The sequence below is a fragment of the Citricoccus sp. GCM10030269 genome (assembly GCF_042665635.1).
In the GTDB taxonomy this organism is placed as follows: domain Bacteria; phylum Actinomycetota; class Actinomycetes; order Actinomycetales; family Micrococcaceae; genus Citricoccus.
On record NZ_JBHTCV010000005.1, the window covers coordinates 866,288 to 889,073 of the forward strand.

At 67.8% G+C, this 22,786-nt stretch carries 22 protein-coding genes; all 22 read right to left on the minus strand.

Annotated elements, in window-relative coordinates; genetic code table 11:
• Nucleotides 1–3: 3 nt before the first annotated feature.
• The gene (locus ACFQQD_RS11135; RefSeq protein WP_378089275.1) at nt 4–1,326 is read right to left on the minus strand and encodes a M16 family metallopeptidase; all 1,323 of its coding nucleotides are present in this window, start codon (nt 1,324–1,326) and stop codon (nt 4–6) included.
• Nucleotides 1,323–2,822, minus strand: a complete 1,500-nt coding sequence (locus tag ACFQQD_RS11140) for a DUF222 domain-containing protein (RefSeq protein ID WP_378089277.1) — start codon at nt 2,820–2,822, stop codon at nt 1,323–1,325. Before ACFQQD_RS11140 ends, ACFQQD_RS11135 begins: the two co-directional genes overlap by 4 nt.
• A 228-nt stretch (nt 2,823–3,050) precedes the next feature.
• Nucleotides 3,051–3,569: a DUF2809 domain-containing protein gene (locus ACFQQD_RS11145; RefSeq protein ID WP_378089279.1), complete on the minus strand. Its 519-nt coding sequence runs from the start codon at nt 3,567–3,569 to the stop codon at nt 3,051–3,053.
• Nucleotides 3,570–3,769: 200 nt separating this feature from the next.
• On the minus strand, nt 3,770–6,061 hold the full coding sequence (locus ACFQQD_RS11150; protein ID WP_378089282.1) for a polyribonucleotide nucleotidyltransferase: 2,292 nt from the start codon (nt 6,059–6,061) through the stop codon (nt 3,770–3,772).
• 231 nt (nt 6,062–6,292) lie between these two features.
• Nucleotides 6,293–6,562, minus strand: a complete 270-nt coding sequence (rpsO, locus tag ACFQQD_RS11155; protein ID WP_378089284.1) for a 30S ribosomal protein S15 — start codon at nt 6,560–6,562, stop codon at nt 6,293–6,295.
• 123 nt (nt 6,563–6,685) lie between these two features.
• Nucleotides 6,686–7,477, minus strand: coding sequence for a class I SAM-dependent methyltransferase (locus ACFQQD_RS11160; RefSeq protein ID WP_378089286.1), 792 nt, complete (start codon nt 7,475–7,477; stop codon nt 6,686–6,688).
• Nucleotides 7,474–8,448 carry a bifunctional riboflavin kinase/FAD synthetase gene (locus ACFQQD_RS11165; RefSeq protein WP_378089288.1) on the minus strand — a complete coding sequence of 325 codons (975 nt, stop codon included), beginning with the start codon at nt 8,446–8,448 and terminating at the stop codon, nt 7,474–7,476. Before ACFQQD_RS11165 ends, ACFQQD_RS11160 begins: the two co-directional genes overlap by 4 nt.
• Nucleotides 8,449–8,480: 32 nt before the next feature.
• On the minus strand, nt 8,481–8,861 hold the full coding sequence (locus tag ACFQQD_RS11170) for a hypothetical protein (protein ID WP_378090108.1): 381 nt from the start codon (nt 8,859–8,861) through the stop codon (nt 8,481–8,483).
• 58 nt (nt 8,862–8,919) lie between these two features.
• Nucleotides 8,920–9,279: a hypothetical protein gene (locus tag ACFQQD_RS11175; RefSeq protein WP_378089290.1), complete on the minus strand. Its 360-nt coding sequence runs from the start codon at nt 9,277–9,279 to the stop codon at nt 8,920–8,922.
• Nucleotides 9,276–10,193 carry a tRNA pseudouridine(55) synthase TruB gene (truB, locus tag ACFQQD_RS11180; protein WP_378090110.1) on the minus strand — a complete coding sequence of 306 codons (918 nt, stop codon included), beginning with the start codon at nt 10,191–10,193 and terminating at the stop codon, nt 9,276–9,278. The genes ACFQQD_RS11175 and truB overlap by 4 nt, the downstream gene beginning before the upstream one ends.
• Before the next feature lie 32 nt (nt 10,194–10,225).
• Nucleotides 10,226–10,678 (minus strand): 30S ribosome-binding factor RbfA, encoded by a 453-nt coding sequence (gene rbfA / locus ACFQQD_RS11185; protein WP_378089292.1) that lies wholly within the window; start codon nt 10,676–10,678, stop codon nt 10,226–10,228.
• A gap of 44 nt (nt 10,679–10,722) precedes the next feature.
• A complete protein-coding gene (gene infB, locus ACFQQD_RS11190; RefSeq protein ID WP_378089294.1) occupies nt 10,723–13,659 on the minus strand; it encodes a translation initiation factor IF-2 in 2,937 nt (978 codons plus the stop codon).
• Nucleotides 13,660–13,790: 131 nt separating this feature from the next.
• Nucleotides 13,791–14,102 carry a YlxR family protein gene (locus tag ACFQQD_RS11195; RefSeq protein ID WP_378089296.1) on the minus strand — a complete coding sequence of 104 codons (312 nt, stop codon included), beginning with the start codon at nt 14,100–14,102 and terminating at the stop codon, nt 13,791–13,793.
• A gap of 58 nt (nt 14,103–14,160) precedes the next feature.
• The gene (nusA, locus tag ACFQQD_RS11200; RefSeq protein ID WP_378089298.1) at nt 14,161–15,129 is read right to left on the minus strand and encodes a transcription termination factor NusA; all 969 of its coding nucleotides are present in this window, start codon (nt 15,127–15,129) and stop codon (nt 14,161–14,163) included.
• A complete protein-coding gene (gene rimP / locus ACFQQD_RS11205; RefSeq protein WP_378089300.1) occupies nt 15,130–15,726 on the minus strand; it encodes a ribosome maturation factor RimP in 597 nt (198 codons plus the stop codon).
• Nucleotides 15,727–15,744: 18 nt separating this feature from the next.
• Nucleotides 15,745–16,536, minus strand: coding sequence for a sulfite exporter TauE/SafE family protein (locus ACFQQD_RS11210; RefSeq protein WP_378089302.1), 792 nt, complete (start codon nt 16,534–16,536; stop codon nt 15,745–15,747).
• Nucleotides 16,537–16,587: 51 nt separating this feature from the next.
• Entirely contained in the window at nt 16,588–18,357 is a 1,770-nt protein-coding gene (locus ACFQQD_RS11215; RefSeq protein ID WP_378089304.1) for a proline--tRNA ligase, read from the minus strand.
• A gap of 57 nt (nt 18,358–18,414) precedes the next feature.
• On the minus strand, nt 18,415–19,266 hold the full coding sequence (locus ACFQQD_RS11220) for a hypothetical protein (RefSeq protein WP_378089306.1): 852 nt from the start codon (nt 19,264–19,266) through the stop codon (nt 18,415–18,417).
• Between the two features lie 90 nt (nt 19,267–19,356).
• On the minus strand, nt 19,357–20,280 hold the full coding sequence (locus tag ACFQQD_RS11225) for a GNAT family N-acetyltransferase (RefSeq protein WP_378089308.1): 924 nt from the start codon (nt 20,278–20,280) through the stop codon (nt 19,357–19,359).
• The gene (ispG, locus tag ACFQQD_RS11230) at nt 20,234–21,415 is read right to left on the minus strand and encodes a flavodoxin-dependent (E)-4-hydroxy-3-methylbut-2-enyl-diphosphate synthase (RefSeq protein ID WP_378089310.1); all 1,182 of its coding nucleotides are present in this window, start codon (nt 21,413–21,415) and stop codon (nt 20,234–20,236) included. The genes ACFQQD_RS11225 and ispG overlap by 47 nt, the downstream gene beginning before the upstream one ends.
• Before the next feature lie 40 nt (nt 21,416–21,455).
• Nucleotides 21,456–22,454: a hypothetical protein gene (locus ACFQQD_RS11235; protein ID WP_378089312.1), complete on the minus strand. Its 999-nt coding sequence runs from the start codon at nt 22,452–22,454 to the stop codon at nt 21,456–21,458.
• A 10-nt stretch (nt 22,455–22,464) separates the two neighbouring features.
• The gene (locus ACFQQD_RS11240) at nt 22,465–22,779 is read right to left on the minus strand and encodes a YciI family protein (protein ID WP_378089314.1); all 315 of its coding nucleotides are present in this window, start codon (nt 22,777–22,779) and stop codon (nt 22,465–22,467) included.
• Nucleotides 22,780–22,786: the final 7 nt, after the last annotated feature.

Genomic DNA, 22,786 nt, shown 5'->3' on the forward strand with positions numbered 1-22,786 from the left:
GAGTCAAGCCGAGTCTGCGTCCGGTCCCACCATGACCGTGGCGCGCGGAGACTGGGCCAGTCGTTGAGCCACCGCTTGGACGTGATCGGCCGTCACCGAGCGGAGCCGGTTCAGGGCCCCATTGAGGTCCACGAATTCGCCGGTCACCAGTTCCGCGCGGCCGAGCCGGGACATCCGCGATCCGGTGTCCTCCAGGCCCAACACGGTGCCGCCGGAGAGCTGGCCGCAGGCGCGGTCAAGTTCCTCGTCCGTGAGGCCGCACTCAGCCAGGCGTTCCAATTCAGCGACCATGAGTTCTGCGACATCCGTCGCCCTGTGCGGGGAACAACCGGCGTAGAGCCCGAAATAGCCCACATCTGAATATGCCGCGGAGAACGAGTAGGTGTTGTAGGCTAGGCCGCGTTTTTCCCGGATCTCTTGGAAGAGCCGGGAACTCATGCCCCCACCCAGTGCAGAGTTCATCAGCGCCAACGCGAACCGGTCCGGATCGAGGGTGTGGATCGAGCGGCCACCGACCAGAACCGATGATTGCTCCACCGGCCGCACGATCCGGTGCTCCCCCTCCACGATCTGCGCCCCGTCGGAGGCGTGACTGCGGCGGGGAGCCGGATCCTCCCCGTCCGACAGGTCCCACCCGGAACGTTCCAACGCCTCCAGCACCAGGCGACTGACCTCCTCGTGGTTCAGTCCACCGGCTGCCGTGACCACGAGCTCGTCCGGGCGATACCACTGCCGGTAATACTCCAGCACCCGTTCGCGGCTGACCTCTCGGATGGCCTCGGGAGTGCCGCCGATAGGGCGGCCCAATGGATGGTCATCCAGGAGCTTGGCAGCCAGGGCCTCGTGCGCGGTATCGATCGGGTCATCCGCGTCCATGGCCAGTTCTTCGAGGATGACGCCGCGCTCTGTTTCGAGTTCCGCAGGATCGATCAAGGCGGAGGTCACCATGTCCGTGATGACGTCGATGGCCATCGGCAGGTCGGTGTCCAGCACCCTGGCGTGATAGCACGTCGACTCCTTCGCCGTGGACGCGTTCGACTCGCCGCCGACACGGTCGAACTCAGTGGCAATGTCCATGGCGGTTCGGCTGGGGGTGCCCTTGAAGAGCAGGTGCTCCAAAAAGTGGGTCGACCCATAACCGCCCTCGGCCTCATCTCGTGAACCGACAGCAATCCAGAAACCGATCGTGACCGAACGCTGTTCGGGCATGGACTCGGTCAGCACGCGCACACCACCGGGCAGAACCGAGCGCTTGACCACGGATCCGTTCCCGGCGTCATGGATGGTTCCGGAGAAGTCAGCAGGGATCGGCACAGCGGGAGTCATGTCCTCGAAACTACCAGCGACGACGCGGCTCCCCTGGCGGCCACGGCCCGTATCACCGGTGTTTCCGGCACCACCGTCATGCCGGGCATGGCAGGTCTTGGCGGCGCCAATGGAGTCAATGGATCAGTCGGTTGACGATACCGGTGCCCCGTCGGCGTCTTCACCACCAGTCCGCCTTCGGTGGCCTCGTGCTGCCATCCTGGGTTCTCCTTGGTGTAGTTGCAGCGTTCGCACAGCCCCGAACCGTTGCTCAACGTCGTCTTGCCACCCTCGCGATACGGGACCACGTGATCGATGTGCTTGATCTGTGCGTCACACCACGGTGTCCGGCAGGTGTCCTCGCGGAGAATCACCATGCGCCGCAGCAATCCCGAGAATTCGCGTCGCTGGGAATCCATCTGGACGAGTTGACCCGTCTCCGGTGCGGTGTACAGCCGGCGCAGGAAGACATCGGCCGTCGATTCGGACAGCCAACGTCGCGCACTCTCTGCCGGGATCGGTCCGTGGCCGACGCACCAGGCCGGTGTTTCCGCCGGATCAGCCGACGCGCCAGTCTGGTTCGCCTGGTTCCTCCGGTCCGTCCAACCCGTCTGCTGGCCCTGCTGGTCCGTCCAACCCGTCTGCGCCGTTGCGGCTGACGTGCCCAGGAGTGCTTGATCGGTAATGATCAGATGGACCTCGACCGGAACCGCGTCCGCCTCAGCCTGCCCGGTGACGCGTTCAACCAAGAGGTCGGCCACGACCTGGTCCTGGGTGCGCTCTGCGGCGCTCCCCGTACCGACCGTGGTGGCTGCCGTCTTTTTCAGTGCACCGAGGCACCCCACGGCTTGCCGCATCGGCAGCAGCGCCGTCAGATAGGCCATGCCACCCGGTGCGGGCCGTACGGAGACGCGACGCTCACGCTCATGCCGCTCGGACTGCGCCACCGCTGACGCTGGATCGAGTTGTTGTGCCAGTCGTCGCGCCTCACCGCCGAGGCGTTTCACGCCCCAGGTCTCCAGGCGTTCGGCGAGGGCAGCGTCCACCTGCTGCCGAGCCTCCACGGGAAGCCAGGCGGTTTCTTTGCACATGATGATGGCTTTCCACTCCGAGATGGCACCCCGGGTCAGCGCGGTCATGGTGTGCGGCATCTCGCCGACGAGTGCCCGTGCCAGGCCGACGTCGCGTGAGCCCGAGTTCGGCGATTCTCCTCGCGCCAGGGCGATCTCCGCTGCCACACCACGGCCACGCTCACGGGCCGGCATCCCGGCGTCGCTCTCTGCCTGACACCGCAGGGAACGAAACTGCTCGGTCTCGCGGGCTTGGGCCGCGGCGCAGGCTGCCTTGAGTCCTTCGAGTATCCGCACCCGGTCAATCGCGGCCTCTTCCGTCCCAGCCACCGGCATCTCGGCCAGCAGGTCGATGTACCGGGCCAGATCGATCTCGTGATCAGCGCATCGGCCTGAGTCGGGTGCGGGTGCGGGTGTGGGTGTGGGTGAGGGTGAGGTTGAGGCCATCGGCGGGCCCAGACCATCGGGCAGCGGTACGTCGGCACGTCGACGGCTTGGTCCGTTTGGTCCGCTTGGTCCGCGCGGTTCGCCTGGTCCACTTGATTCGCTGGGTCTTTCGAACATGTGTACTACTCTACGGAGACGGTCGGACACGATAAGTCCCTGCCGCAGATCTGTGGACGGCTGGCCGCGCCACTCAGAGTGTGGAGGAATCCGGAGCGTGCCTTGACGCGCTCAGCCTGAGTCCGCAGTTCGCTTGAGGCCGGCGTCGACGCGCCTGTCGGTAGTTCGCCGGGCACTACCAACGGCAACACCAACGGTAGCTCGCCGGGCAGCACCAACGGCAACGCTACTGACCACCCCGGCGACCACACCGGCCACCACACACCCGAGAACATACGCCAGGAGGTCCGACCAACCGAACGTCGTTCCCAGGACCAGTCGAATCGGCGGCCACGTCTCCGCCCACTGGAGGGGAAGGCCACTGAGCTGGAAGAGCTCGACGAGTGCACAGATGACCACGGCGATTCCGGCGACGAGCATCGGCGATCGGCGGGGAATCGCCAGGGACACCAGCAGGTAGATGAGCACTGCGTAGAGCGCGTCACCCACAGGACCCGTCCAGGCGCCGTCACCGAACCACCGGACGCCGAGTCCCAGAGCAACGGTCGTCAGGGCGACCACGCCGATGGCCAGACGGACGCTCTTCGCACCGCGGGCGCTGGGACTGCCTGTGGCATCCAGCTCGCTCATGTCGTCCTCATGTCATCATGTCATCCGGAACGGTCACGGTGCCCATTGAACCGCAGATCGACCATTGAACCGCAAATCGACTATTGAACCGCAGGCGCCCCCTTAAACGACCCCTTAAACAACCGGTGGCCCGCACCGAAGTGCGGGCCAACGGCCGTGGACTCAGAACCGGTACCCGGCCCGATCTACCACTGCGGAGATTAGTCCTGGACAGTGGCCTCGGTGCCGATGGCCTCGTCCTCGGAGGCCACAGACTCACCGTTATCGGCAGCAGTCTCGTCTGGGCTCTCCTCGACCACGGGGGCCAGGGACAGCTTGCCCCGGTCATCGACCTTGGTGATCTCGACCTGGATCTTCTGGCCCACCTCGACGACGTCCTCGACGTCCTCGACGCGCTTGCCGTCGTTGATCTTGCGGAGCTCGGAGATGTGCAGGAGCCCGTCCTTGCCCGGCGTCAGCGAGATGAACGCACCGAAGGTGGTCAGCTTGACGACGGTGCCGAGGTAGCGTTCGCCGACCTCGGGAACCTGCGGGTTGGCGATGGCGTTGATGGCCGACCGCGCGGCTTCGGCGGCCGTGCCCTCGGTCGCGCCGATCAGCACCGTGCCGTCGTCCTCGATGGAGATGTCCGCGCCGGTGTCCTCCTGGATCTGGTTGATCATCTTGCCCTTCGGGCCGATGACCTCGCCGATCTTGTCCACTGGGATCTTCACGGAGATGATCCGCGGCGCGTACTGGCTCATCTCGTCCGGAGCGTCGATGGCCGCGGCCAGGACACCCAGGATGTGCAGTCGAGCCTCACGCGCCTGGGTGAGGGCGGCCGCCAACACAGAGGCCGGGATGCCGTCGAGCTTGGTGTCCAGCTGGATGGCGGTGACGAACTCGGAGGTACCGGCGACCTTGAAGTCCATGTCGCCGAAGGCGTCCTCGGCGCCGAGGATGTCAGTCAGGGCGGCGTAGCGCGTCTGGCCGTCCACGGTGTCCGAGACCAGACCCATGGCGATGCCGGCGACCGGAGCCTTCAGCGGCACACCGGCGTTCAGCAGCGACAGCGTCGAGGCGCAGACCGAGCCCATCGACGTCGAGCCGTTGGAGCTCAGCGCCTCGGAGACCTGGCGGATCGCGTAGGGGAACTCCTCGCGGGACGGCAGCACGGGCACCAGTGCGCGCTCGGCGAGGGCACCGTGACCGATTTCGCGACGCTTCGGGGAGCCCACACGGCCGGTCTCACCGGTCGAGTACGGCGGGAAGTTGTAGTGGTGCAGGTACCGCTTGTGACTCTCCGGAGCCAGCGAGTCGATCTGCTGCTCCATCTTCAGCATGTTCAGCGTGGTGACGCCCATGATCTGGGTCTCGCCACGCTCGAAGATGGCCGAACCGTGGACTCGCGGCAGGACCTCGACCTCGGCGGTGAGCTTGCGGATGTCCGTCAGACCACGGCCGTCGATGCGCAGCTGATCGGTCAGGATCTGCTGGCGCACGGCCTTCTTGGTCACGGCGCCGAAGGCCTTGGCGATCTCCTGGCGACGGTTCTCGAACTGAGTGCCCTCCCCGGCCAGGGCCTCGATGACCTCGGCGTGGTAGGCGTCGGAGGCGTTCTGGCGCTCCTGCTTGTCAGCGATCGAGTAGATCTCCTTCAGGCGGGCGACGGCGAACTGCTCGACGGCCTCGTAGGCGTCCTCTTCGTAGTCCTTGAAGACCGGCACGTCGACCGGGGCCTTGGCGGCACGCTCGGCCAGGTCGGCCTGAGCGTCGCAGAGAGCCTTGATGAACGGCTTGGCGGCCTCGAGGCCCTCGGCCACGATCTCCTCGGTGGGGGCGGTGGCGCCCTGCTCCTTGATGAGGCTCCAGGAGTTCGGGGTGGCCTCGGCCTCGACCATCATGACGGCGATGTCGTCACCGGAGACGCGGCCGGCCACGGCCATGTTGAACACGGCGTTCTCCAGCTGGGAGTGCTTCGGGAAGGCGACCCACTGGCGCTGGCCGGCGCCGTCGTCCACAAGGGCGATGCGGACGCCGCCGATCGGGCCGGAGAACGGCAGACCGGAGAGCTGGGTGGACATCGAGGCGGCGTTGATGGCCACCGTGTCGTACACCTCGTCGGGAGCGATCGAGGTGACGGTGATGACGACCTGGACCTCGTTGCGGATGCCCTTGGTGAAGGCGGGGCGCAGCGGGCGGTCGATCAGGCGGCAGGTGAGGATGGCGTCCGTGGACGGACGGCCCTCACGGCGGAAGAAGGAGCCGGGGATGCGGCCGGCGGCGTACATCCGCTCTTCCACATCCACGGTCAGCGGGAAGAAGTCGAAGCCCTCACGCGGGGACTTGCCGACGGTCGTGGCCGACAGCAGCGAGGTGTCCTCGTCGATGTAGACCATGGCCGCACCGGCGGCCTGCTGGGCCAGTCGGCCGGTTTCGAAGCGCACGACGCGCTGGCCGTAGGCGCCGTTGTCGATGACGGCTTCGGCGGATTTGATTTCGGGACCCTCCATGGGCGGGTGTCCTTTCAGATGGCCCGTGACGTTTCCACCCGGTCTTCGATCGAAGCCTCCGGACACACGTTCCGGAAGCCACTGTCGAGGACCGCGAATGGAGTGGCGGTCGGGCATTGATGGTGATTTGGTACTGCGCGGAGACGGAACAGTAGACGTCCGTCCCCCGATAAGACTAAGGGCGGCGCCCGGGTGGGGAAAACCCACACGCGGTACGCCGCCCCTAAAGCATCAGCGTCGCAGGCCGAGACGCTCGATCAAAGCGCGGTAGCGCTCGATGTCGGTCCGGGAGAGGTAGCTGAGCATACGACGACGGCGACCGACCAGGGCCATCAGGCCACGGCGGGTGTGGTGGTCGTGCTGGTGGGATTTCAGGTGTTCCGTCAGGTCCGTGATGCGACGGGTCAGCACAGCGATCTGTACTTCCGGTGACCCGGTGTCGCCCTCATGGGTGGCGAAGTCCTTGATGATGTCCTGCTTGACGGCGGGGTCGAGTGCCACGCGAACTCCTTATGAGTTGTACCGCGATCATGATCGGTGATCCCGCCACCGCGGACTACAGCGGGCACCAGCGATCAAGTCTAACAGTCACGCCCGCACGGTCAGTCACGCCCCAACAGTCGGTCACGCCCGCACAGTACGGATCGCGAAGGTCAGGTAGGGCAGGTCGATGGTCTCGTCCGCGGCGTAGCCCAGGTGCTCGTGCAGATACCAGTCGAGGTTCGCCGTCATGGTGGACCGGATCCGCTCCCCCGACCGCAGCCAATAGGACCGGGAGGCCATCAGCGCATGGAGTCCGGCCGGCGTCGTGGTGTCGTTCCACCTCACCTCGTGGTGCTCCTCGGCGCCGAACGGCGCCCGCGTGCGGCGGCGCCCGGGGTTCGCGGCATGGACGTCGCCGGCGTGCATGATCCGGGTCAGCCGGTGCACCCACGCCACGGTCGTGTCCAGCTGGTTCCAGACGAGGGCCAAGGTCCCGCCGGGCCGCAGCAACCGAGCGGCCTCTGCCGAGCCGGCGTCGGGATCGATCCAGTGCCAGGCCTGCGCACAGGTGACCAGATCAGCACTGCAGCTCGGCAGACCGGTGTTCTCGGCGGTCGCCTGGCGCACGGTCACGGGCTCACCGCTGCCCGTCACCGCGCGCCGCAACGGTTCCAGCATGGAGGCCGAAGGATCGACGGCGGCGACCTCCAGGCCTCGCGCGGCCAGTTGGCGCGTGAACAGCCCCGTTCCGGCGCCCAGGTCCACGGCGGTCCGCGCGCCGTCCGGCACCATGAAATCAACGATGGCCTCGGGATACGACGGCCGAACGGCGTGATAGTGCTCTCCGCCGGCGGTGAAGGCGGAACCGAGAAGTCGGCGGGTGTCACCGGAGAGCCGGGGCTCGCCGGATGGTCGAGAGGGCTGCGTGTTCACGACACGTCGGCAGCGGTCTCCGCCGGGACGGAGGCCAGGATCTCGCGCGTCTGCTCCACATCGTGGGTCATCTGGTCGATCAGTTTGGGGATCCCCTCGAAGGCGACCATGCCGCGCAGCCGCTCCACGAATTCGACCGTGACCGGCTGGCCGTAGAGATCGAAGTCCTCGACCTGCTCTTGAGGCCGGTCGATGACGTGGGCCTCGACCACTCGAGAAACGCCCTCGAACGTCGGATTGGACCCGACGGAGATGGCCACCGGCCAGCGACGGCCCGGCTCATCGTGGAGCCAGCCCGCGTAGACCCCGTCGGCGGGGATCATGCCCTGGACCTCGTCCGAGAGATTGGCCGTGGGAAAGCCCAACTCACGGCCGCGGGCCAGTCCGTGCACCACTTCGCCGTGGACGCGGTGGTTCCGGCCGAGCACGCTCGCGGCCTCCCGGACGTCACCGTCGCGCAGGGCCTCGCGGATCCAGGTCGAAGACCAACGGCGGTCCTCTCCGACGTCGGCGACGGAGATCACGGAGAAGCCGTACTTCTCCCCCAGGGCGACCATGGTGTCGAAATCACCGGCGTTGCGGTGCCCGAAACGCACGTCCCGGCCGACCACCACGGCCTTGGCGTTGACGGCGTCGACGATGACGTTCTTGACGAATTCCTCCGGGCTCTGCCGGGCGAACTCGAGGGTGTAATGGATGACGAGCAGCGCGTCGATCCCGGTCTGCTCGATCAGCCGGGCCTTCTCGGCGTAGCCGGTGATCGCCTCTTGCAGATCGTTGGGGCGGTGGACCAGTCGAGGATGCGGGTCGAAGGTGATGGCCACGGAGGTCAGCGAGGCCTCGCGCGCCGCCGTCACCACCTGGTCCAGCACCTGGGCGTGACCGCGATGGACGCCGTCGAAGTTCCCGATGGTCACCACGGACGGCTCGGGCTCCTCCGGCACGGCGGCGAGCCCGTCCCAATAGTGCATGGTGCTCCCTCCGCTACGGTCTCTGGCCCCGGTCACTCATTATCCATCTGCTCAGCGGCGGGTCGCCACATCGGGTGCATCAGCAGCCAGATCAGGCCGATCACCGGCAAGACGAGGGGAACATAGCCGTAGCCGGAGCCGAAGTGGCTCCAGACCGTGTCATCGGCGAAGAGCTGCGGGTCCAGGACCGTCCACAGTCCGACGCCGATCACCCCCACCAGCTCGATGCCGACGGCGATGACGGCCACTCGCCAGGCGGTCGCGCCGGAGCGGGCGAGGGACAGGGTGGCGACGATGTAGACCGCCGCAGCGAAGGCTGACAGCAGGTAGGCCAGCGGCGCCTGATCGAAATGGGCCGCGATCTGATACACCGAGCGCGCGAAGGAGGACAGGGCAAAGATCGCGTAGACCATGACCAGGATGCGCCCGAGCCCCTGGTTGCGCTGGCGGGGGTTGTTCGAGGGCTGGTGCTCAGCCAAACCAGATCACCTGCATTCTGTGCAACATCACGAAGATGGTCGGCCCCACGGCCGCCATCACCAGATTCGACCAGCGGGTCTTGTCCGTGACGGCCCAGACGAACGCCACCACGGGCACCACCAGGGCGGTGATCACGTAGCCCCAGAACTCCCACAGTTCCCCGCGGATCGGCTCGCCACCGCCTCGGACGATCGAGCCTGCTCCGTACACGAGCAGGAACAGCTCCACGGCGGCGATCGAGAGGATCGAGAGGTCGTCGGGAAAGGTCCGCACGATGGTCATGACCACACAGACCACGAGGGACACCGCGCAGATCACGGCGCCCGTCCAGAACCAGGCGTCGAGGATCATGTCCGGCCGCCTCCCACAGCGGGGGCGAAGACGATCTCGGGCTTGGCCGCCGAGTCCTGATCGCTGATCAGTGCCACGACGGTGCCGTCCGGGGCCTGACCGGCCACGGTACCCTCACGACCGGTGGGATCGATCCGCCGGCCGAAGGACAACTCCTCGGCTTCCTCGGCCGTCAGCCGGCGGACCGGGAAGAGCCCGGAGGCCGCCTCGGAGAGCTCGGTGGCGGTGAATCGCTCGGCCAGCTGCTCCAGGGTCACCGCGTCGTCCACGGAGAAGGGACCGACGGCGGTGCGCCGCAAGGCGGTCAGATGGCCGCCGGTCTCCAGGGCCTCCCCCAGATCCCGGGCCAGAGCCCGGATGTAGGTTCCCGAGGAGCAGTCCACTTCGACGTCGAGGTCGACGGTCCGGCCGCCGTCCCCACGGCGGTAGTCGGTGACCTCGAAGCGATGGACGATCACGGTCCTGGCCTGCAGTCGCACGTCCTCACCGGCGCGGACCCGGTGGTAGGCGCGCTGTCCGTTCACCTTGATGGCGGACACCGCCGAGGGGACCTGCTCGATCTCGCCGGTGAGCTCGGCGATGGCCGCGGCCACCCGCTCGGGGGTGACCGCGTTGGCCAACCGAGTCTGGACGACCTCGCCCTCGGCGTCGTCCGTCACCGTGCTGACACCGAGACGAATGGTCGCCAGATAGGTCTTGCCCGTGCCGGTGATCGCGGTCAGCAACCGCGTCGCCTTGTTGAACCCGATGACGAGCAGACCGGTGGCCATCGGATCCAGGGTTCCGGCGTGACCGACCTTGCGGGTACCGGCCAGCCGGCGGACCCTCCCGACGACGTCATGAGAGGTCCAGCCGGCCGGCTTGTCCACGAGCACCAGACCGGACGTCTGGGAACCGGGAGCGCCCGGGGGCAACTCGCGCCCCCGGGACTGCCTGGAGGAACTGCTCAACGCGAGGTGTCCTCGTCTCCGGCGCCGCCGTCGTCGTCCTTCCGGTACGGGTCCGACTCACCGGCGAACGAGGCGTTCTCCCGCAGCCGGGCCAGCTCGGCATCCCGCTCCCTGGCCTGGGCGAGCACCTCTTCGAGATGTGCCGCGGCCTCGGGCACCTCATCCGCCACGAACTCCAGCGTCGGCACCAGCCGAATGGTCAGCTGCCGGCCCACCTCGTGCCGGATGGCACCGTGGTGGGCTTCGAGCACCTCTCGGGCGTCCTCGGCCGCCGTGGCGTCACCGAGGACCGTGTAGTACACGGTGGCGTGCTGGAGGTCATTGGTCACCCGCACCTCGGTGAGGGTGATGGCCTCCGTCCGGTCATCCTTGACCCGCTTGCGCAGGGCCTCGGCGACCAGGACCTTGATGCGCTGGGCCAACCGGGCCGCGCGTGCCTGATCCACCATGGGACTCCGTCCTTTCTCACATGTTGACGACGGTGACACGACGGTCAGTCGCGCGGCTTCTCCCGCATCTCGAAGGTCTCGATGACGTCGCCTTCCTTGATGTCATTGAAGCCACCCAGGCCGATACCGCACTCGAAGCCCTCGCGAACCTCGGTGGCATCGTCCTTGAACCGACGCAGGGACTCGATCTTGAGCCGGTCCGCCGCCACTGTACCGTCGCGCACCAGGCGGGCGGAGGCGTTGCGGCGGATGAGCCCGGACCGGACGATGGAGCCGGCGATGCTGCCCCACTTGGAGGACCGGAAGACCTCGCGGACCTCCGCGGTGCCCAACTGGACCTCTTCGTACTCCGGCTTGAGCATGCCCTTCAGCGCGCTCTCGATGTCATCGATCGCGTCGTAGATGACCGAGTAGAAGCGCATGTCCACGCCCTCCTTGTCGGCCAGATCGTTGACGCGCTCAGCCGGGCGGACGTTGAAGCCGATGATGATGGCGTTGTCCACCGTCGCCAGGTTGACGTCGTTCTGGGTGATGGCACCGACACCGCGGTGGATGACGCGCAACTGCACCTCGTCACCGACCTCGATCTCCAACAGCGAGTCCTCCAGCGCCTCGACGGCACCGGACGCGTCGCCCTTGATGATGAGGTTGAGCGTGTCGATCTTGCCTTCGGCCACGGCCTGGTCGAAGTTCTCCAGGCTGATCCGCTTACGGCGCTTGGCCAGCATGGCGTTGCGCTCGGCCGCCTCACGCTTCTCAGCGATCTGGCGAGCGGTGCGATCGTCCTGGGTGACCAGGAAGGTGTCACCGGCGCGCGGCACCGAGGACAGGCCCAGCACCTGGACCGGACGCGACGGCGGGGCCTCGTCGACCGTGGTGCCGTCGTCGTCGAACATCGCCCTGACACGGCCGTGGGCGTTGCCCACCACCATCGTGTCGCCGACGCGCAGGGTGCCGGACTGGACCAGCACCGTGACCACAGCGCCGCGACCCTTGTCGAGGTTCGCCTCGATGGCCACACCGCGCGCGCCCTTGTTGGGGTTGGCGGTGAGTTCCAGGGCGGCGTCGGCGGTCAGCAGGACCGCCGAGAGCAGGTCCTCGATGTTGAGGTTGTTCTTCGCGGAGACGTCCACGAACATCGTGTCGCCGCCGTACTCCTCCGGCACCAGTCCGTACTCGGCCAGCTGGCCGCGGATCTTCTCCGGAGAGGCCTCGGGCTTGTCGATCTTGTTGACCGCGACCACGATCGGCACCTCGGCCGCCTTGGCGTGGTTCAGCGCCTCGATGGTCTGCGGCATGACACCGTCATCGGCCGCCACCACGAGCACGGCGATGTCCGTGGCCTTGGCACCACGGGCACGCATGGCGGTGAACGCCTCGTGACCGGGGGTGTCGATGAAGGTCAGGCTGCGCTCGTCACCGTCATGCTCGACGTCCACCTGGTAGGCACCGATGTGCTGGGTGATACCGCCGGCCTCGCCCTCGGTGACCTTGGTGGAGCGGATGGCGTCCAACAGGCGGGTCTTGCCGTGGTCGACGTGACCCATGACGGTCACGACGGCCGGCCGCTTCTCGAGGTCCTCCTCGGTCTCCGCCTCGGCCTCGGCCTCGAGGTCGATGTCGAAGGTCTCGAGCAGTGCCTTGTCCTCGTCCTCCGGGGAGACGATCTCGATCTTGTAGCCGAGCTCCTCGCCGAGCAACGCGAACGTCTCCTCGTCCAGGGACTGATTGGCGTTCGCCATCTCGCCCAAGTGGAAGAGCACGGTCACGAGTGAGGCGGGGTTCGCCTGGATCTTGTCCGCGAAATCGGAGAGCGAGGAGCCACGGCGCAGACGCACCGCGGTGCTGCCGTCGCCACGCGGGACGCTGACGCCACCGACCGAGGGCGCCGACTGCTGCTCCAGCTCCTGACGCTTCGCGCGCTTCGACTTGCGCTGCTTGCGGCCTCCCGGACCGCCGCGACCGAAGGCACCCTGGGTGCCACCGCGACCGCCACGGCCGCCACGGGGGCCACCGCCGCCTCCACCGGGACCGCCGCCGGGGCCTCCGCCACCGGGACGGCCACGACCGCCACCGCCCGGACGAGCGGAGGCAGGCTGCGGCTTGTTGATGTGGCCCGGCATCATGTTCGGGCTGGGACGGGCGCCACCGGGCTTCGGAGCACCCGTGCCCGCACCGGCGCCAGCACCGGCACCGGCCGGACGCGGGCCACCCGGACGAGGACCGCCGGAGCGCTCACCGGCGTCGGGACGTCCCGAGCGCATGCCCTGCTTGGGCGCGAACGGGTTGTTGCCCGGACGCGGGCCACCCGGACGAGGACCGCCCGGACGGGGGCCCCCGGGACGCGGCGCGCCGGAGCGCTCGCCACCGCGGTCCGAGCCGCGCTCATCGGAGCGCGGAGCGGACTGCTTGGAGGTGTACGGGTTGTTGCCCGGACGGGGACCGCCGGGCTTCGGTGCTCCACTGCGGGCCGGGGACGCCGGCCGTGGCGCGGCGGATCCGGGCTTGGGGGCACCGGACTGCGGGGTCTCCGTCGTCGGGGCGTCAGTCTTCGGGGCTTCAGTCCTCGGAGCGTCGGACTGTGGCGCCTCGGTCTGCGGAGTCTTCGCCTGCGGAGTCTCTGCCTTCGGAGCAGGGGCGGCCGGTCCGGGGGTCGGAGTCTTCCCGACGGCGGCCGGCGACGGGGCGTCGGTGGCCGGGGCAGACGGCTTCTCGGCCGGCTTCTCGGCCGGCGTGGTTTCGGCATTTGCCGTCTTCGAGGGCGTCTTCGAGGCCGTCTTCGAAGACGCCGGTGCAGAAGTCTTCGGGGCGGTCTTGGGCGCGGCATCCGCGTAGGCGGAGCGCAGCTTCTTGACCACGGGGGGTTCGATGGTAGAGGAGGCTGAACGGACGAATTCGCCCATGTCCTGAAGCTTGTTCAGGGCCTCCTTGGATGAAATTCCGAGCTCTTTGGCGAGCTCGTGGACGCGGACCTTGGCCACGGTTCTCCTGTTCTGGTCCGCGTCGTGGCCGTGAGGGGACTCTCAGTCCCCCTGGGCCGCCACCAGCGGACCGTAATGACGGGTGGTGTTCATCGTTGGGCACTCATTGCGTAGTGCTCATCGGGTTTCCATCAGATCTCTGACCCGCTTTCGTCGTCGGTGTTCAGCGCTGGTGCATCCAGGCGCCCAGCCAGCAGTCCCGCTAGGGAAGTCACATCGACCCGGCCACGAAAGGCCCGGTTGAATGCGCCCTTCTTCAGGGCGGTCTGCAGGCAAGCGGTCTCCGGGTGGAGCCAGGCCCCTCGGCCCGGCATGCGGCGGCGCCAGTCGGGAACCACGGATCGGGAATCCGCCTCTCCAACCAACGCCAGTCGCACCAGCTTGGTGTCGTCCTCTTTCCGCCGGCATCCGACGCAGGTGCGCACCGGGGTGTGTGCCTGCATGGGGTGCCTATTCAGCCAGGGAATGGAAATGGACCAGACCTAGTCTACCTCAGTCGGCTCAGGAGCCGGTGTCAGCGGAAATGTCGATGCGCCAACCCGTCAGCTTGGCGGCCAGGCGGGCATTCTGCCCCTCCTTGCCGATCGCCAGGGACAGCACGTCACGAGGAACGACGACGCGAGCGGAACGGGCCGCCTCGTCGATGATCTCCACGGAGCTGACTCGGGCCGGAGAGAGCGAGCTGGAGATGAACTTGGCCGGATCCTCGCTGAAGTCGACGATGTCGATCTTCTCGTCGTTCAGCTCGCTCATCACCGCCCGGACGCGAGAACCCATCTCGCCGATGCAGGCCCCCTTGGCGTTGATGCCGGGCTGAGTCGCCCGGACCGCCATCTTGGTGCGGTGTCCGGCCTCGCGGGCGAGCGCCAGGATCTCGACAGTGCCGTCGGCGATCTCCGGCACCTCCAGTTCGAAGAGTTTCCGGACCAGCCCGGGGTGGGACCGGGACAGGGTGATCGAGGGGCCCTTCAGTCCGCGGTGGACGTCCACCACGTAGGCACGCAGGCGATGCCCGTGCGAGTAGTCCTCCCCCGGAACCTGCTCCGGGGGCGGCAGGACGGCCTCGACGGAGCCGAGGTTCACTTGGATCATGTGCGGATTGGTGCCCTGCTGGATGAGTCCGGAGATCAATTCGCCTTCGCGCCCCTTGAACTGACCGAGCACATGGTCGTCCTCCGCGTCGCGCAGCCGCTGCAGGATGATCTGACGGGCGGTGGAGGCGGCGATGCGGCCGAAGCCCTGAGGGGTGTCGTCGAACTCGCCGACGGCCTGACCGTTCTCGTCGACTTCAGTGGCCCAGACGGTCACGTGGCCGGTCTTGCGGTCGATCTCGGCCCGAGCCTGGGGCAAGGCTCCCGGTGACTTGTGATACGCCATCACCAGAGCCTGTTCGATGGTGGGCACGAGCCGGTCCAGCGGGATCTCACGCTCGGTTTCCAGCATCCGCAGGGCGCTCATGTCGATGTCCACTCAGACCTCCGAGTTCAGTTCTTCACCGGAGGCAACGATGCCACCGCGGGTCAACTCTACCTGCACCTGAGCCGGACCCAAGCGGTCATAGGCATGGCGTTCAGGCGCTCCGACCTTCGCGGGCATCCCCTTCTTGGCCCCCGGCCTCACCGGAACCAGGACGACGCCGTCCTCATCCACGGACTCGATTCGCCCGGTGACGACGGCGGCGGATTCCGTCCCGGGCTCGACCTCCACGGTGACCAGGCGGCCGACGTTGCGGCGCCAGTGCCGGGGTTCCGTCAAGGGCCGGGAGACCCCCGGGGAGGACACCTCGAGCTGATAGGGCTCGGTGCCGAGCTCGGGAAGGTCGTCGTCCGCGGCATCCAGCGCGGTGGAGACCGCCTGGGTCACGGCCGCGATCTCGTCCAGGTCCAGCCCCTCAGTGCCTTCGGTGCGGTCGACAATGACGGTGAGGACTCGCTCGCCGGGCTCGCCGCCGACGGTGACGGCCTCACAGTAGAGTCCGGTGGATTCGACGGCGGGGGCGACCAGGCCGGCCAGACCGGCGGAGCCGGCTGAACCGGTGGTGGAGTGGGGATGTTGCTCTGCGGGCATGATTTCCAGGGTACAGACTCAGGACCATTCGATGATGAGGTCGTAGCCGAGCTTGGCGATGAGCACGAAGACGACGACGAGGAACACGATGCGAATGAATCCCGAGCCGCGGCGGACGGCCATCCGCGCTCCGACATAGCCGCCGATCATGTTGGCGACGCCCAGGAGCAGCCCCAGACCGAGCAGGATGTGGCCGGACGGCCAGAAGAAGGCGATGGCTCCCAGGTTCGTGGCGAGGTTGACGATCTTCGCCTTGGCCGAGCCCTGAAGGAAGTTGTAGCCGAGGATGGCCACGAGTGAGATCACCAGGAAGGTGCCGGTGCCTGGGCCCAGCAGCCCGTCGTAGAAGCCGATGACCAGCCCGATGAGCATGGCCACGGCCACGTGCTGCCGGCCTTCGTAGCGCAGACCGGCGTCGCGGCCCAATTGCGGTTTGGCCGCCGTGAAGATGGCCACGCCGATGAGGGCCAGCACGATGACGGGCTTGATGACTTCGGCCGGCAACAGCGTGGCGACCACGGCACCGCCGAAACTGCCGCCGAGGGCCACCACCGCCATGGGCAGGGCCGTCTTCAGATCAGGGTGCACCCGACGGGCGTAGGTGACTGCGCTCGTGGTGGTGCCGAAAATGGAGCCCATCTTGTTGGTCGCCAACGCCTGGACGGGAGTGATGCCCGGAACCATCAGAATGACCGGGAGCTGGAGCAGCCCTCCGCCGCCGACGACGGCGTCGATCCACCCCGCGGCCAGGCCGGCCAGCACGACCATCACCACGGTGGCGGTGGTGATGTCCTCCAGTCCGGTCAGCACGGCCCGTCCGCCCGGCTGAACACCGCACCGAAGACCGGACCGAACACCAGATCAGCCGGCACGGACGATGTCCGTGATGGACTCCGCTGCGGAGGTTACGTCCAGGTTCTGCGTCTCGCCGGTGGCCCGGTCCTTGACCTCGACGACACCGTCGGCGAGCCCACGGCCGACCACCACAGAGGTCGGAATGCCGATCAACTCCACGTCGGAGAACTTCACGCCGGCGGAGACCTTCTTGCGGTCGTCGTACAGCACGGTCAGCCCGTTGGACTCCAACTCGGTGACGAGCTGCTCGGCAGCCGCGAAAATCTCCTCGCCCTTGCCCGTGGCCACCACGTGCACGTCCGCGGGAGCCACGGCGCGGGGCCAGGCGAGACCCTTCTCATCGTGGTGCGATTCGGCCAGCGCGGCCACGGCCCGGGTGACGCCGATGCCGTAAGAGCCCATGGTGACCACGACCTGCTTGCCGTTCTCGTCCAGAACCTTGAGATCGAGCGCCTCGGCATACTTCCGGCCGAGCTGGAAGATGTGGCCCATCTCGATGCCGCGACGGGTGTGCAGGGAGCCGGAACCGTCCGGAGCGGGATCGCCGTCGCGGACCTCGGTGGCCTCGATGACCCCGTCCCACGTGAAGTCACGGCCGGCCACGAGTCCGAAGACGTGTTGCTGGGAGGCATTGGCTCCCGTGATCCACGTGCTGCCCGAGACGATGCGCGGGTCGACGAAGAAGGGCAGACCGGAGGTGTTGTTGGGTCCGATGTAGCCCTTGACCAGACCGGGGTGCTGGCGCAGGTCATCATCAGAGGCTTGTTCGACGCCGGGCTCTCCGGTGACCTCCAGCAGCGCGCCGATGCCGGCCTCAAGGCGCTTGAGGTCGACCTCGCGGTCGCCCGGGACTGCCACGATGAACTGACGGCGCTCGCCTCCGTCCAGCACGGCGGTCAGGACGACGCACTTGAGGGTGTCGGCGGCATTCCACGGTCGGTCATCTCGCGGCACCAGCTGATTGGAGACGTCCACCAGGGTGGCGATCGTGGTCGAGTCCGGGGTCTGACGGACCTCGGCCGGCGGTGCGTCGGTGTAGTCGCTCTCCGCCGGGGGCACCGTGGTGACGGCCTCCACGTTGGCGCGGTAGCCGCCGTCGGACTCCACGAAGGTGTCCTCGCCGATCGGCGAGGGATGCAGGAACTCTTCCGACCGCGAACCGCCCATGGCCCCGGCCTGGGCCCGGACGGGGACGACCTGAAGGCCCAAGCGGGCGAAGATCTTCTGGTACGCGGCCCGGTGGTCGGCATAGGCCTGGTCCAGGCCGGCGTCGTCCACGGTGAAGGAGTACGAGTCCTTCATGATGAACTCGCGCACACGCAGCAGCCCCGCCCGCGGACGTGCCTCGTCACGGTACTTGGCCTGGATCTGGTACAGATACGCCGGCAAGTCCTTGTAGGAGGAGTAGTGGTCCTTGACCAGCAGGGTGAACATCTCCTCGTGAGTCGGCGCGAGCAGGAAATCGGCGCCCTTGCGGTCCTGGAGACGGAACAGGGCATCACCGTAGTCCGCCCAGCGCCCGGTGGCCTCGTAGGGTTCGCGGGGCAACAGCGCCGGGAATTCGACCTCCTGGCCGCCGATCGCGTCCATCTCCTCGCGGACGATGCGCTCGACCTTGTTCTTCACCCGCAGGCCCAGCGGCAGCCACGTGTAGGCGCCGGGGCCGGAACGGCGAATGTATCCGGCACGGACGAGCAGCCGGTGGCTGGCCACCTCGGCGTCGGCCGGGTCGTCGCGCAGAGTACGCAGGAACAGGGTGGACATGCGCAAGGGCACTTCGGGCTCCGATCGGTGGGGATGAGAATCTGGGATGTTCTGCGGCGAGGAGTGAGCTCAGCCGTCGAGTTCGGTGCGCAGAGCGTTGATGAGCTCCACGCCGTCGTCGGTGGTCTTCGTCTCCCCGCCCGCTGCAGTCCCGGCGCAGGTGATCAGCCGCTCTCCGTCCTGAACGTAGACCGTGGTGGAGGTGCTGTCGCCCTGGCCGGGCGGCAGTGAGCCGCCGTCGACGGAGACCGTCGTGTTGATGGTCAGGCCGAGCACCGCGTCACCGTCTGCCTGGACGTCGGCGACCTCCATCGTGGCGTCCGCTTCGATGCCCTCGGCCATCTCGACCGAATAGCTCGGGCACGCATCGGCGTACTCCTCGTACCCGGCGATGGCCTCACCGGCGGCCGCGGCGTCCGGGTAGAGGGCCACGCTGAGCAGATCCGAGGCCGCCGAGGTCTCGGTGGTGTCCACCACGACCCCGCCGGTCAGTTCGGTGCCCTCCGGCAGTTCTCCGGAGGCGGCGAATCGGCCTTCGGGGCCGCACTCCTCCGGGGTGATGGTGACCGAGTCGCTCAGCCCCTGGCTGGATCGCTGCAACTCTTCGAGTTGAGCTCCGGTGACGATCTGGGTCTGATCGCCGAGCACCTCTCGCAGGGCGTCCTTGACCCGGCCGGTGTCGTTGGAGTCAGATGCGGACGGTGATCCAGACGCGCTCTCGCTGCTGGCCGGAGTGGTGGCCGGGGTGGCGGGCGGAGTGGCGGTCTGGGCGGTGGTCTCGGGGCTCCCGGAGGAGCCGTCGGGATCATTCTCCGAGCCGCCGCATCCGGCGAGGCTCAGGGTGAGCAGACCCGTGAGCAGTCCGGTCCCCAGGACGGCTGACAGGGTTCCGCGCCGGGTACGGGCGTGCTGGCGGTTCATGTGAAAAGCATAGGTCACCGCCCCGGCCTTCCGGCGCCGGGCAGCGCACGTGGCGACAACGGCGACAACAACGCGGTTATAGCAACGCAGCTATAGCAACACCGTGGCGAAGGTGCCCACCTGATCGAACCCGACGGTACGGTACGTCCGCAGCGCGGCGGTGTTGTAGCGGTTCACGTACAGGCTCACGTGCGGGGCGATCGATTGGGCATACTGCACGACGGCGGCCACGGACGGGGCGGCCAACCCCTGGCCGCGCTCTGAGGGGTCGACCCAGACTCCCTGGATCTGGGTGCAGTCCGAGGACACCACCCCGAGGTCGGCCTTGAACCGGACGCGACCGGCGTCGTCACAGTCCACGAGGGACCAGCGGTTCCGGATCAGCTCCTCCACGCGCAGCCGGTACTGGGCGGCGCCGTTCTGCAGCGGAGAGAACCCCAGCTCCTCCTCGAACATGGCCACGCACGCGGGCAGCACGGCGGAGAATTCCTCGGGGACGGCCGGCCGCACTCGCGGGGAAGGTTCGACGGCGGGCGGTCCGTCGAGCACCATCAGCGGCTGGTCATCCCGCACTTGGCGCGCTCGCTGCGCGCCGCGGGAGAGTTCTGACCAGAGCGCCAAGACCGCCTCGCGCGGACCGTAGACGGAGGCGAATCGACGGCGCAGGGCGGTCAGGGCCAGACCGAAGAGTCGACCGGCCTCGGCGTCGGCAGCGACCGGGACCACGTTGGCTCCGACCCAGCAGGCCGCTTCCAGCACCGGCGCGTCAGTGGCTCGATCAGGCCCGAAGATGCCGAGGAAGAGCGAGCCGCCGGCACGGATGGGCCCGGCGTGCCGCCCCTTCTCGAGGGTCGACTGGACGAAGCAGTTCGCCACGGGATCTTGCGCCACCAGCGCGGACAGGGCCGGGGTGTCGTCCTGGCTCAGGACCCGAACGGCCCCTCCGGAGGCCCGGCGGACGGCCTCGTCAGGAGACGGTGACCATGGGCGAGCCCTGGACAGGATTCTGGCCATCGGTGCCCTCCTCGCCGCCCTCCAGTCCGGACTCCGCGGCGATGCGCCGGGCTTCCTCGAGCAGGGTCTCCACGATCTGGTCCTCGGGGACCGTCTTGACGACCTCGCCCTTGATGAAGATCTGGCCCTTTCCGTTGCCGGAGGCCACGCCGAGGTCTGCCTCGCGTGCCTCTCCGGGGCCGTTCACCACGCAGCCCATCACGGCCACGCGCAGCGGCACGGTGAGGTCCTTCAGGCCCTCGGTGACCTCGTCGGCCAGGGCGTACACGTCCACCTGGGCGCGTCCACAGGAGGGGCAGGAGACGATGTCCAGCTTGCGTTCGCGCAGGTTCAGGGACTGCAGGATCTGCAGTCCGACCTTGACCTCCTCCACCGGAGGGGCGGACAGCGAGACCCGGATCGTGTCACCGATGCCCTTGCCGAGCAGATAGCCGAAGGCGGTCGCGGACTTGATGGTGCCCTGGAACGCGGGTCCGGCCTCGGTCACACCGAGGTGCAGTGGCCAGTCCCCCTCTTGGGCCAGCAGCTCGTACGCGCGGGCCATCACCACGGGGTCGTTGTGCTTGACCGAGATCTTGAAGTCGCGGAAGCCGTGCTCCTCGAACAGGGACGCCTCCCAGACGGCGGATTCGACGAGCGCCTCCGGAGTGGCCTTGCCGTACTTCTCGAGCAGCCTCTTGTCCAGGGAGCCGGCGTTGACGCCGATCCGCAGCGAGGTGCCGTGCTCGGAGGCGGCTTGCGCGATCTCCTTGACCTGGTCGTCGAATTTCTTGATGTTGCCCGGGTTCACCCGCACGGCGCCGCAGCCGGCCTCGATCGCCGCGAAGACGTACTTGGGCTGGAAGTGGATGTCCGCGATCACCGGGATCGTGGACTGCTGGGCGATGACCTTGAGGGCTTCGGCGTCCTTGTCCGTGGGACAGGCCACGCGCACGATGTCACAGCCGGCGGCAGTGAGTTCGGCGATCTGCTGCAGAGTGGCGCCGATGTCGTGCGTCTTGGTGGTGGTCATCGACTGCACGGACACCGGGTGGTCGGAACCGACGCCGACGCGCCCCACCGACAACTGCCGGGTGGTACGGCGCGGTGCCAGGACCGGCGGTGGTGCGGCGGGCAGGCCTAAGCTGACGGGCACGGATGACTCCTGTGAGGTTCGGGGCTTCCTTCTCCCCAGTCTACTGGTACGAGACGAACCACGGCTGGGGGGTGACCTCCGTCATGGTGCGTTCCGGGGTGAACGTCGGGGCGTCCTCATCGATGAAGTTCTTCCATCCCAAGTGCGTCCCGGACGGCAGGTCCTTCTTGAGTGAACGCCAGGTTTCCAGTTTCTGTTCCGCGGACCCATTGCCGTCCGCGTGGACCATCAGCGCCAGCCCCTCACGGGGCTTCACCGCTGCTCGATCCGGGATCATCTGCGTCCGGAATTGGTGCAGGATCACCAGCTTCTCGGGCAGTCGGTGCTCGGCGACCAGCTCAGCGAGCCAGGCGGTGGTCTCATTGATCTCCGCGGCGGAGACCTGACCGATCTGCTCCATATGCCGCTGCCCGGGCTGCAGTCGCCACTCCGGGTCCAGTGCCAGGCCCACGTGAGGCTGCCGCAACAGGGACTCGAACGATGCGGCCTGCGTGGGGAAATCCTGGGTGCCCGGTTGCAGGTCCAACACCACGTAGGTGTCGGCCTTGCCGGCGGCCTCGACCCAGACGGCCAAGCGATCCGGGTCGACCGGGGTGGTGTAGTCGCCCGTGGGCCCTCCCGCAGAGGAGGCGACGGTGGCGATGACCTCGAAGGCCGGAATCACCGGTTCCTCGCTGTACTGCTGGTATTCCTTGGCCAGGTCGGCGACGCGCGTCAGGGCCTCGTCCACGTCCTGCTCCCCCAGCACGCCGAGTGAACCCGTCCCCGGAGTGCCGTACAGGGCCACCATGCGGCGGTCCGGAAACAGCGTGGTGCCGCCGCCCGGGAGCTCGGGCACCGGGGGCGGAGTGGGAGTCGGCGTGGTGCTGGGAGTGGAGCCCGACGGCGGCGTGGCACCGGAGGCGGACGAGCCGCCGTCGCTCGGGCTCGGTTCGACGGTCGGTGTGCATCCGGCCAAGACCGTGGCGGCGCCCAATCCCCCGAGCCCGGTCAGCAGCCGGCGTCGGGACAGACCGGTGGCGTCAGAGCTATACAGCACCACAGCGGTGTCAGGCGCCTTCCCCGCGGATGGTCGCAGCCTGGTCGCCGACGGCGCAGGACCACTCGTGGACCTCGACCGAGGAGATCAGCCCCTGCTTGTTGAAAGGATCGGCCTCGAGCAGATCGCGGACGGTTTCCGGCGAGTCGACCTTGAGGAGCAACAGGGCCGCAGCCGGATCGTCGACGTAGGCGCCGGCGGCGACCAGGGTCGAGCCCAAGCCGACCAGGAAATCGCGATGGGCCGGACGATGAGCGTCGCGCTCGTCCCCCATTCCGGCGAGGTAGAAGTACTGAACGGCATAGATCTTCTGGGATTCGGCCATGACTCCA

Excerpts from the sequence above, each read along its gene's own strand:
- ACFQQD_RS11135 (WP_378089275.1), bottom strand. The coding sequence starts at position 1,326 with ATGACTCCCGCTGTGCCGATCCCTGCTGACTTCTCCGGAACCATCCAT.
- ACFQQD_RS11140 (WP_378089277.1), bottom strand. The coding sequence starts at position 2,822 with ATGGCCTCAACCTCACCCTCACCCACACCCACACCCGCACCCGCACCC.
- ACFQQD_RS11145 (WP_378089279.1), bottom strand. The coding sequence starts at position 3,569 with ATGAGCGAGCTGGATGCCACAGGCAGTCCCAGCGCCCGCGGTGCGAAG.
- ACFQQD_RS11150 (WP_378089282.1), bottom strand. The coding sequence starts at position 6,061 with ATGGAGGGTCCCGAAATCAAATCCGCCGAAGCCGTCATCGACAACGGC.
- ACFQQD_RS11165 (WP_378089288.1), bottom strand. The coding sequence starts at position 8,448 with ATGCACTATTGGGACGGGCTCGCCGCCGTGCCGGAGGAGCCCGAGCCG.
- ACFQQD_RS11170 (WP_378090108.1), bottom strand. The coding sequence starts at position 8,861 with ATGGTCTACGCGATCTTTGCCCTGTCCTCCTTCGCGCGCTCGGTGTAT.
- ACFQQD_RS11175 (WP_378089290.1), bottom strand. The coding sequence starts at position 9,279 with ATGATCCTCGACGCCTGGTTCTGGACGGGCGCCGTGATCTGCGCGGTG.
- rbfA (WP_378089292.1), bottom strand. The coding sequence starts at position 10,678 with ATGGTGGATCAGGCACGCGCGGCCCGGTTGGCCCAGCGCATCAAGGTC.
- ACFQQD_RS11195 (WP_378089296.1), bottom strand. The coding sequence starts at position 14,102 with ATGCAGGCACACACCCCGGTGCGCACCTGCGTCGGATGCCGGCGGAAA.
- rimP (WP_378089300.1), bottom strand. The coding sequence starts at position 15,726 with ATGCCCGCAGAGCAACATCCCCACTCCACCACCGGTTCAGCCGGCTCC.
- ACFQQD_RS11220 (WP_378089306.1), bottom strand. The coding sequence starts at position 19,266 with ATGAACCGCCAGCACGCCCGTACCCGGCGCGGAACCCTGTCAGCCGTC.
- ACFQQD_RS11225 (WP_378089308.1), bottom strand. The coding sequence starts at position 20,280 with ATGGCCAGAATCCTGTCCAGGGCTCGCCCATGGTCACCGTCTCCTGAC.
- ACFQQD_RS11240 (WP_378089314.1), bottom strand. The coding sequence starts at position 22,779 with ATGGCCGAATCCCAGAAGATCTATGCCGTTCAGTACTTCTACCTCGCC.